Origin of the sequence: Sulfuricurvum sp. RIFOXYD12_FULL_44_77, assembly GCF_001830725.1 — a bacterium.
In the GTDB taxonomy this organism is placed as follows: domain Bacteria; phylum Campylobacterota; class Campylobacteria; order Campylobacterales; family Sulfurimonadaceae; genus Sulfuricurvum; species Sulfuricurvum kujiense_A.
Genome location: NZ_MIBU01000237.1, coordinates 1 through 9,768, shown reverse-complemented (window position 1 = coordinate 9,768; position 9,768 = coordinate 1). Strand labels below are relative to the sequence as shown.

Here is a 9,768-nt window from a genome sequence, read left to right as displayed (position 1 = left end):
GATATGGGTAATGACACCATCGCGTAAAAGAACGGCAACCTCTTTGCGCACGCAATACCCCAGTGAACCGAGGAGTTTGTCGAGGCGGACTTTAGAGGGTTTCGAGTTTTTCATCGGTCTCTTGGGTGATTCGCTCAAATTCATTCGTAGCGATTTCGAGCCTCTCAAACAGCTCTTCGATCATCTTCTCATCGCTTGCAACTTGTTTTGATACCTCCATCAGTTTGCCGCTTTCCCCTTGGTTGGAGTAGACGATGAGCTGCTCATGCGCCGTTTTCACTTTATCTTCCAGAGTCATAATGGTATTCTCGCAGTAATCGATCTCTTTTTTGAGAGGGTTGAGGAGGCGGGAACGCTCTTGGATTAGTTCGGCACGCTGCTGTTTTTGCTCTTTTTTATTACTATTTTGGGTCACTTTGGGAGGTTTCGGGGCGTCGGATATATCTTCGTCCCATCCGATTTTCTCCAAAAAGTCATCGTAGTTTCCATCAAAAAATTCTGCTCCCCCCTCTCGGAAGATGATGAGCTGATCGGCTAACTCACGCAATAGCATTTCAGAGTGGGTGACGATGACGACAGAACCCTCGAACCGTTTTACGGCATCACACAATGAATCGATGGATTGCATATCGAGGTGGTTGGTCGGCTCATCGAGGAAGAGGAGGTTGGCAGGGGTCGCGATAATCTTCCCCAACATAACGCGGCTGCGCTCTCCCCCTGAGAGGATAGAGATTTTTTTATCGGCATCGTCGCCGCTGAACATCATTGTTCCGCAAATGCCTCGAATACGAACATTTTGAAGTGTATTGTCGGCACTTTGTATCTCTTCGCTAATGGTGCGGTTTTTATCAAGACGGTCGATGTTCGTTTGGCCGAAATGGGCAATAGCGGTGGCGGGGTGAGTCAGTATTTCACCCTCGGGCGTTAATAACCCTGCGAGAGTGTTCAGGAGGGTTGATTTTCCTTTACCGTTTTTCCCGATGATGGCAAGGCATTTGTTTTTTTCTAAAACAAAAGAGAGCTTTTCAAAGAGCGGTTCATCGGGACGATAGCCAAACGATAGATTTTTGACTTCCATCGTGATTTTGGAAGGGGTAGGGCGGTAGGAGAAGGAAAAACTTAAATCCCTTTCCCCCTCTAGCGACTCCATGATCCCCATTTTATCCAGCTCTTTTTGTTTCGATTGGGCGAGGGTTGCGGTGGAAGCGCGGGCTTTATTACGGGCAACAAAATCCTCTAACTCGGCACGCTTTTTGTCATGATTTATTTTAGTTTTGAGGTAAAGTTCATCTTCACTCTCCATCATCTCATAATATTTATGGCTATTGCCTTTGATAATAGAGATACCTCGACGACGTAATCCCATCGTATGGGTAGTGACCGAATCCATAAAATCACGATCATGGGTGATGAGGATCACTTCCCCCTCGAACGCTCTGATAAACGACGCCAGCCAGCGGAGAGAGACGATATCGAGGTAGTTGGTTGGCTCATCGAGGAGCAGGAGATTGGGCTCGGTGACGAGGAGTTTGACGAGGTTGAGTCGGATTTGATACCCCCCTGAAAAACTGAGGGGATCTTTTTCCAAATCGTCCTGCGTAAATCCCAGACCGAAAAGGATTTTCTCGACGCGATACACTTCATGCTCCATGTCCCCCGTGAGAACAGAGGCACACTCTTCGCGTACCGTTTTATGGGTGAAGTGGAGGTGCTGACGGAGCGTACCTATCCGATAGTTTTTCGGGATGATAATCTCTCCCGAATCGTAAGGCTCTTCGTCCAAGATGATTTTAAAAAGGGTTGATTTCCCCGTTCCGTTGCGTCCTACGAATCCGACTTTGTTTCCGGCGTTCAGTTTGAGGGAGAGGTTCTCAAAAAGAACCCGTGTGCCGTAGCTTTTGGTGAGGTTATTGATTTGAATCATGAAAGTAGTGTCTTAATAGTAAATTTTTTAGTAAACATTATTTTTGAATTTCGAGGATTATAACTTGCATAGGAAGATGTATCTCTTAGGCTTTTATAATTATACCAGTATTATTTATTGACTTTTAATATATGAGTAACTACTGTTGACTTACCGTGCATCCCATCTGTAAAATCGGTAGAATTAAGGTTATACTTATTTGGATTGTATGATCCAAAAATTTTAATGTTATTTTTTTGTGAGTATTCTCTTAAATACTTTTCGGTATAAAGAACATTTTTATATTTTTTATTACTCGATAAATATTGGTATACAAGTGGATGATATGGCGGTAAAAAGAACATGATTTCAACGTTTTTACTCTTTAAATAACTCATTAATTGTTCAAATAATTTTATATTTGATAACTTATCAAACTTTTCAATACAATATACGGGACCCGAAATATAGGATTTTGCAGCCATTAATGTGAATATATCCTTTTGATATCTAATATCGAAGGGATAAACTATTGAACCATCCGATCTTTTTATCATTTTATCAATACTTTCATTCTTTATAATTTTTAGGTTACTTTCGTGTTTAAAGTTTAAAAAATTGTTTTTTGTATTTTCATAATTTATTAATTGTAAATATTTATTTTGTTTTTTTGGTAATATTAATTGAGTATTTTTTTTAGTAATATTAGTCATCATATATGAATAAGAATCATTCAGACTTTGCCAATTTTTTGTATCGTTGTTCTTATTAAAAGTCCAAGGATCAATGCCAAAAATAATTTTTGTTGGTAAAGTATTGTCTTTAGCATACAAACCAGTGATTGAAATATAATCCTCTAAACTTGCACCTGAAACTGAATGATTAAAAAATTTACCGTTATGTTGAATCATTTTAGATTCGATCATCATGCTTCTTGAAGAACCAATTACAATACATTGAGGTTTTTCTGTAAAATTTTCAAATACTTTTTTTTGAAAAATTCGTTCATCATAGTTTTCAAGCCCAGCTATTTTTTCTCCAGAAGCAACTGCTCTAGCAGCAAATATAATATTTCTGTTATCTCGAAAAAAACCGTAACTATCAAAGAAATAATTGAATGTAATCTGTAACGAAAATAGAACCAATAATATGTAAAAAGTATTAATTAAGAAAGATTTATTTTTCATTATTTTCAGAACCTAAAATATAAAAATTCACTGTAACGTGCAAGCATTACAATTCCTGTAAATAACATCAAGGGGGTAATGATTTGATATAATTTACCTGTTTTAAAAGTTGAAGAAAAATAATTTGAATTATTGAAAGAAAATACAAAAAAGATAAAAAATATTAAATATACAAGATCTAGTGTTCCTTTCATTCCTGAACTATTTAACCATCCACCAAATTCGATCCCATATGATCCCAAAAACGCTAATTTATTCGCAGCAGCACTCGGTAGTATGATTCCACTTAACCCTGCCATTCCAGTTAAAACTTTTTTAGCCATATACCAGTTTTCAGCTCTGAAAAATACCCACGCGATATTAACGAAATTGAAGGTAATAAGCCATGCGAGCCATCCCCACATATGAAATCCCAAATCTTTCCAAATACGATGGATAACAATAGCAATCCCGTGTAATGTCCCCCAAATGACAAACATCCACGAAGCTCCGTGCCACAATCCACCGATAAAAAAGACCATAAATAAATTTAGATAATTTCGGAATCGTGAAACTTTATTTCCACCCAATGGAATATAGATATAATCTCTTAAAAAGCGCGAAAGTGTGATGTGCCAACGCCTCCAAAAATCTTGAATGTCTCTGGCTTTGTAAGGGGAATTGAAATTGATCGGAAGCCGGATATTGAACATTAAGCTCATGCCGATCGCCATGTCGACATATCCGCTAAAATCGAAGTACAACTGAAATGTGTAGCTCAGGCTTGTTACCCATGCTTCAAAAAAACTGAGAATTTTTGACGTATCAAATCCACTATTTGCCCATGTAGCAAACGTATCGGCAATGACTACTTTTTTAAACAATCCTATCGAAAATAAAAATAATCCAATAGCTATATTTCGCCAACGAATGGCAAAATTCCATTTATTGGCAAATTGAGGCATCATCTCTTTATGATGTAAAATTGGACCGGCTAAAAGGTGAGGAAAATAGGTGACGAAGAGCATGTAATGTAGCAAGTCATATTCTTTGACGTCGTTTTTATACGCATCTACCAAAAATGCTATCTGTGTAAAGGTAAAAAAACTGATTCCGAGGGGTAAAACAATATGGGGGAGCGGAATATTCGCAGCAAAAATACCATTGAAATTTTCTAAGAAAAAATCGGTATATTTAAAATACGCCAGTAATGCGATATTAAAAATTATTCCGAAAATGAGAAGCTGTTTTTTTGAAATACGATTAACAAAATCTTTTTTAGTAGTATGATCCCATTTGCTTTCTCTCTCCGATAGTGCCGAGCCTACAAAAAAATTAACGAGAATACTTCCTAATAATAGAGGAACGTAAACGACGCTCCAATATCCGTAAAAGAATAAACTGCCGCCTACTAACCATATCTTAGAGCCAAGTATCAAACGCTGTCGTAAAAACCAAAAATAGCCAATCAATATAATCGGTAAAAAGGCAAAAATAAAAGCGTAGGAATTAAAAAGCATTATCCCTCTATTTTGTGGGGGAGTTTACCGGGCATCGCCTCTTTATTGGAGAGCATATCTTCGATTTGGCGTTTCACTTTATCGTAGCGGAATTGCTCTTTAAACCCTTGGATTCGTCCACCTGCCGCGTTCGGATGACCTCCGCCGTTGGCCCATTCTCCTGACATCATCGCTACATCGACTTTGTCATGGCCGCGCAGACTCATCGTTCCGCGTGTACTGACATCGACGATAAAATCAAAATCAGGAAATGCGGTGAGAAATCCGTTCCCGATAATCGACGTATTTCCGAGTCCGTAGCTCAAAAATCCTCTCCACCCTTTGTAATAGATCGTCATAGTCGAGCGTTTGGTTCCCAGCAGTGCTACAATGTATTTGGTTGAAAGATTATCGAGAGTATTGTCAACCTCGTCTTTAAAGAACATTTTTTTCATTTTATGGAGTGATTCATCCAAGACGATGTTAGCTTCGGGGAGAAATCGCATCGTTGCCGCCTCTTCGAGCATTGCGAGTTTGTAGGCGCGATCTTCATCGGCAAACATGACGCGGCTAAGCTCTTTAGCGTCGGAGATGAGACGCATACACACTTTTCCGTATTCGAAATCGTCCTCTTCATCTTGGTGCCAGAGATCGACGGCATTGACCACTTTGACAAACGCCTCTAACCATCCTCCCCCGCTCAAGCCGTAATGCTCCATAGCGTATTCATAGACGATTTTAGTGGCGCATCGTTCGGTATCGAGGAAATACCACGGGTATTGTGCCGCCGTATCTTTACCGCTTCCGTGGTGATCGAGGAGGGTGATAGTGATCTCCCATCCGCCCTCATTGAGGCGGTTGACTTCGTTGTTGAGCCATCGTGCCTCATCGGGATAGAGGTTTAGGTCAGTGATAAGGATAGTAGCCGTTTGTTTGCTTTTTTTGATCGTATCGATAATCTCTTCGAGGCGATCCATTACTTCGGCACCGTAGTTGGCGTTGTAGCTGAACATGGTGTGGGGCGTTTGTGCCATGACGAGTTGGCAGCTGTAACCGTCGAGATCGATGTGGGAGAGGTGGTAAAACGTTGTGGTCATGAATATCCTATTTAGTATCTAATGTGATGGAACCGAGTACTTCGAATTTCGCATTCGAATCGATTTCGGCGTGGGAGAGGGTGACGATGTCGAGGCTGAAGCGTTCATAAATCTCAGCCAACGGGCGGCGGAGTTTCGGATCGACGATAACGATGATAGGGGAGATCCCTTTTTGGAGAAGCTCGGTTGCTTTGAGGCTCGTTGCTTGGATAAGTCCGTTGATCTCACCGACATTGAGCAGCAGCTGGCGCGTGCCGTCACGCTCTTGCGATTTCTCCAGCATCATCTGCTCGCTCATCGTATCAAACGTAAGGAGTTTGATGACCCCATCAGGGCTGGTGTACGATTGGGTAATAATACGGGAGAGTTTTGCACGGACGTGTTCGGTGATAATATCGACGCTTTTGGTGTATTCGGCGACATCGGCCATCGTTTCGAGAATCGTGATCATATCTTTAAGAGGGACACGCTCGTGTAAGAGGGCTTTGAAAACACGTTGGATAAGACCGATATTAGCCACTTTAAGAAGATCATCCACCACAACAGGATAGTCGTTTTTGATTTTCTCGATAAGTGCTTGGGTCTCTTGACGGGTGAGGAGCTCTTCGGCGTGGCGTTTGATGAGTTCACTCATATGGGTTGAGATGACAGTAGCCGGATCGACGACGGTATAGCCGTTGATAATAGCATCTTCTTTGAGTTCCGGCACGATCCACAGAGCATCGAGCCCGAATGCCGGCTCTTTCGTCGGTTCTCCTTCTATTTCTCCCATTGCCATACCGCTGTCCATCGCGAGATAGCGATCGGGCTGAATAAGACCGTCACCGATATTGACCCCTTTGAGAAGGATTTCGTATTGGGTCGGTTTGAGGTGAAGATTATCACGGATACGTACCTGCGGCATCAAAAAGCCGAAATCGGAAGCGATTTTGCGCCGCATGGAACGGATACGCTCTAACAAATCTCCCCCCTGCGCACTGTCGGCCAAACGGATAAGCTGATACCCGAGGGTGAGTTCCAGCATCTCAATTTTGAGAATATCTTCGAGAGCCGCTTCTTCCTCTTTTGCGATCTCTTCGTTTGATTTTTTACGCGGTGCGGATGAGGCACCCCCTTCTGACGTTCCTGAAGCTCCGGCAGCAGGAGCGCCGGCTTTGTTGATGAGCGGTGCGGAGGTGAGGACGAGATCCCCTTTTTCGTATTTATACAGAGCGTATCCCAATCCGGCAAAAATAAGCCCTACAAACCCCAACGAGAAGGTCGGTAATCCCGGAACCGCAGCGAAAAGGAGCATAATGAACCCGACGATGATCATAACGCGGGCATTCCCCATCAGCTGGTTGATACTGCCCTCGGCGAAGTTTCCGCCCGTATCGCTGGAACCGCGAGTGATCATAATACCCGTTGCGGTAGAGATGATCAGCGCCGGTACTTGGGATACGAGACCGTCTCCGATCGTGAGGATGGTATAGGTTTGCGCACTCGCCCCTACATCGAGATCGAATTGGAAGATTCCGATCAAAAACCCGCCGATGATGTTGATGAGGGTAATGATGATCCCTGCGACCGCATCCCCTTTGATAAATTTGCTCGATCCGTCCATGGCTCCGTAGAAATTGGCATCTTGCAAAATCTCCGCACGGCGTCGTTTGGCTTCGGACTCTTCGATAAGACCGCTGTTAAGATCGGCATCAATCGCCATCTGTTTACCGGGCATCGCATCGAGGGTGAAGCGCGCTGCAACTTCGGCGACGCGGCCTGAACCTTTGGTGATAACCATAAAGTTGATTAAGACCAAGATAGTAAAAACGATCACCCCGATGACCATATTACCGCCGACGACAAAGTTTCCGAAACTGGTAACGATATCACTGACCGCTTCGGGTCCCTCGTGACCGTGACTCAAAATCATACGGGTCGTTGCGATATTAAGAGCCAGTCGAAAGAGGGTAATAACGAGCAAAAGGGTCGGAAAGGTGGTTAAATCGGTCGGTTTAGGGATATAAAGAGAGATCAAGAGTATAAGAACCGACAGTGCGATAACGACTGCAAGGAGAAAATCGAGCATTCCGCTTGGGAGGGGGACGATGATAATCGCCAAAATAGCCATAACGAAAAAGACGACACTAAGGTCGCGTGAGGCGAAAAGTGCCGATAATACCGTTTTTACGTCGGGTGTTCTATTCTTTGCTTTTGCCAAACATTACTCTTCTAATATAGCTTCGAGGGTCAGGATACCTAAAAAAGCGTCCACTTTCCCTTGCAATCGGTTCAGAAACGGCCACAAACCGCAACTCATCGCTTTGTTTGAGGGGCAATCTTCTTGGGAAGGGGAACAGCTAAATACCGCAGGACTTTTCCCCTCTGCCGCTTCCATCACTTCCAATACGGTAATATCGCGGCTGTGACGGGCAAGTTCAAATCCTCCGTTAACCCCTTTGTAGGAGTTGAGAATCCCTTGACGTGCAAGAGATTGGAGGATTTTTGCCAAAAAGCTTTTGGAAATATCGAGTTCGCGAGAGAGGGTATCCGCATCGAGAGGATGCCCCGCTTTGGCTAAAACGATCAGTGACAACAGTGCGTATTCACTCGCTTTAGTCATAAGCATCTAAAACATCCTCCGGTATTAAAAAGGTTATTATAGCTAAAAATAATTAGAGGCTACTGCTAGATAAATTTAGCGTAAAATAGAAAAAATTCCGCTATAATTCCGACCCTGCTTGAACGAATCGTCTTTCAAGTAAATTAACTACCCATCAGGAGGCTATTATGGCTTTAGATACGGCGAACAAAACGCAAATTATCAAACAATACCAAAGAACTGAAGGTGATACCGGTTCAAGCGAAGTACAAATCGCACTTCTTTCAACTCGTATCGCTGCTCTTACTGAGCACTTGAAAATTTTCAAAAAAGACCATTCATCACGTCTTGGTCTTTTGAAATTGGTTGGTCAACGTCGTCGTTTGATGCGTTATTTGAAACGTACAAACCGCGAAAGCTACAACAAATTGGTTGCTGATCTCGGTATCCGCGACAATATCTAAATCTTCTTCCCCGATTTTCGGGGATTTCTTCTTTAATCGCTACATTATTTAAATTTTCTTCTCTCTATAAAGATATACGCTACAATAATTCTATCTGTTACATTTTCCAACTCAAAGGAGAGGACAAATGATAGACGACAATCAAACACCTAAAAAGTCTAAATTCCCTATTCTGATACTGTTTAGTGTGATTACTATAACGGTTATAGCCGCGCTGCTGGTTTATTCAGAGTTTGAGAAAAGAGAGACAAAAGAGATGCAGGGGCTTTATCATACGAAAATAGAAACGATAAAAACCCACTTGAACGAAGGCAATTGTACCCAAGCCGCTTTTGAATATGCTGAGGCTAAAGTGATGCGGGAAGATATTGTCAGCAGAGGGCTCTATTACAGTATAAAATCTCATGCAAAGCAGGCCTATGAAATAGAGATAGCAGAGTGCTTTGCCAATCGCAAAGAGTTTGAGAACGCGATAGGGATGCTCCATATCGAAGAGAACAATGACCCTGATTATCTCTTGCGAGCCTCCGTAATTTTTAAAAACTCAGGGGATTTATCCACAGCTCAGAAAGCGAAATCAAAAGCAGAAGAGTATAATCATTAAACGTCGTGATGATAGTGTTCTAATACTCTTTTATACTCTTCATACACCTGTTTAGGGGTTATTGATGTTTTGTACATTTTCAGGATTTGACGGATAAAGTCGATAGGGTATTCGATCGACAACCCTGCATTACGCGCATAAATTTTGGCTAATGTTTCGTACATCCCCTCATACACTTCAGGCTCTTCTTTTTTGAGCCGTTCCAGATTCTCTTCGGCTTGAATCAGTTTTGCGTCGTTGAATTCGCCCCGTTCGTTGATTGTTTTACGAACTTCCACATACTCTTTGAGACTTTTGCGGTTGAGAACATAGTCGGTAAAGGTTTCGATGAGTGACATAATTACTCCTTAATGCATAAATCAATGCAATTATTGTACGCTCAGAGCGTAGCAACAGTGTAGCACGAATAATTTTGACTTAAATAATTTACAGACTAACCGATGTATAATAAACT

The 9,768-nt window shown here is 42.2% G+C and carries 9 protein-coding genes; 2 read left to right on the top strand and 7 right to left on the bottom strand.

The features are described from left to right. Positions 1–91: 91 nt before the first annotated feature. The 6 genes from A2517_RS08500 to A2517_RS08475 all read right to left on the bottom strand — a co-directional run bounded on the left by A2517_RS08500 (position 92) and on the right by A2517_RS08475 (position 8,273). The gene (locus tag A2517_RS08500; RefSeq protein WP_294896071.1) at positions 92–1,924 is read right to left on the bottom strand and encodes an ABC-F family ATP-binding cassette domain-containing protein; all 1,833 of its coding nucleotides are present in this window, start codon (positions 1,922–1,924) and stop codon (positions 92–94) included. A 110-nt stretch (positions 1,925–2,034) separates the two neighbouring features. After that, entirely contained in the window at positions 2,035–3,090 is a 1,056-nt protein-coding gene (locus tag A2517_RS08495) for a hypothetical protein (RefSeq protein WP_294896069.1), read from the bottom strand. Positions 3,091–3,095: 5 nt separating this feature from the next. Then, positions 3,096–4,589: an MBOAT family protein gene (locus tag A2517_RS08490; protein ID WP_294896067.1), complete on the bottom strand. Its 1,494-nt coding sequence runs from the start codon at positions 4,587–4,589 to the stop codon at positions 3,096–3,098. Next, entirely contained in the window at positions 4,589–5,665 is a 1,077-nt protein-coding gene (locus tag A2517_RS08485) for a phosphoesterase (RefSeq protein WP_294896065.1), read from the bottom strand. The genes A2517_RS08490 and A2517_RS08485 overlap by 1 nt, the downstream gene beginning before the upstream one ends. A gap of 7 nt (positions 5,666–5,672) precedes the next feature. Beyond that, on the bottom strand, positions 5,673–7,865 hold the full coding sequence (gene flhA, locus A2517_RS08480) for a flagellar biosynthesis protein FlhA (RefSeq protein ID WP_294896063.1): 2,193 nt from the start codon (positions 7,863–7,865) through the stop codon (positions 5,673–5,675). Between the two features lie 3 nt (positions 7,866–7,868). Continuing rightward, entirely contained in the window at positions 7,869–8,273 is a 405-nt protein-coding gene (locus tag A2517_RS08475; protein WP_294896061.1) for an Rrf2 family transcriptional regulator, read from the bottom strand. A 161-nt stretch (positions 8,274–8,434) separates the two neighbouring features. Here A2517_RS08475 and rpsO point away from each other — a divergent pair, with 161 nt between their 5' ends. Further along, positions 8,435–8,710: a 30S ribosomal protein S15 gene (rpsO, locus tag A2517_RS08470; RefSeq protein ID WP_294896058.1), complete on the top strand. Its 276-nt coding sequence runs from the start codon at positions 8,435–8,437 to the stop codon at positions 8,708–8,710. Between the two features lie 127 nt (positions 8,711–8,837). After that, positions 8,838–9,314 (top strand): hypothetical protein, encoded by a 477-nt coding sequence (locus A2517_RS08465; RefSeq protein WP_294896056.1) that lies wholly within the window; start codon positions 8,838–8,840, stop codon positions 9,312–9,314. Here A2517_RS08465 and A2517_RS08460 read toward each other — a convergent pair. After that, positions 9,311–9,652: an alpha/beta hydrolase gene (locus A2517_RS08460; RefSeq protein WP_294896054.1), complete on the bottom strand. Its 342-nt coding sequence runs from the start codon at positions 9,650–9,652 to the stop codon at positions 9,311–9,313. The two genes, A2517_RS08465 and A2517_RS08460, sit on opposite strands and share 4 nt — an antisense overlap. Between the last annotated feature and the right edge of the window lie 116 nt (positions 9,653–9,768).

Excerpts from the sequence above, each read along its gene's own strand:
- A2517_RS08460 (WP_294896054.1), bottom strand. The coding sequence starts at position 9,652 with ATGTCACTCATCGAAACCTTTACCGACTATGTTCTCAACCGCAAAAGT.
- A2517_RS08490 (WP_294896067.1), bottom strand. The coding sequence starts at position 4,589 with ATGCTTTTTAATTCCTACGCTTTTATTTTTGCCTTTTTACCGATTATA.
- A2517_RS08475 (WP_294896061.1), bottom strand. The coding sequence starts at position 8,273 with ATGCTTATGACTAAAGCGAGTGAATACGCACTGTTGTCACTGATCGTT.
- A2517_RS08465 (WP_294896056.1), top strand. The coding sequence starts at position 8,838 with ATGATAGACGACAATCAAACACCTAAAAAGTCTAAATTCCCTATTCTG.
- A2517_RS08495 (WP_294896069.1), bottom strand. The coding sequence starts at position 3,090 with ATGAAAAATAAATCTTTCTTAATTAATACTTTTTACATATTATTGGTT.
- A2517_RS08500 (WP_294896071.1), bottom strand. The coding sequence starts at position 1,924 with ATGATTCAAATCAATAACCTCACCAAAAGCTACGGCACACGGGTTCTT.
- A2517_RS08485 (WP_294896065.1), bottom strand. The coding sequence starts at position 5,665 with ATGACCACAACGTTTTACCACCTCTCCCACATCGATCTCGACGGTTAC.
- rpsO (WP_294896058.1), top strand. The coding sequence starts at position 8,435 with ATGGCTTTAGATACGGCGAACAAAACGCAAATTATCAAACAATACCAA.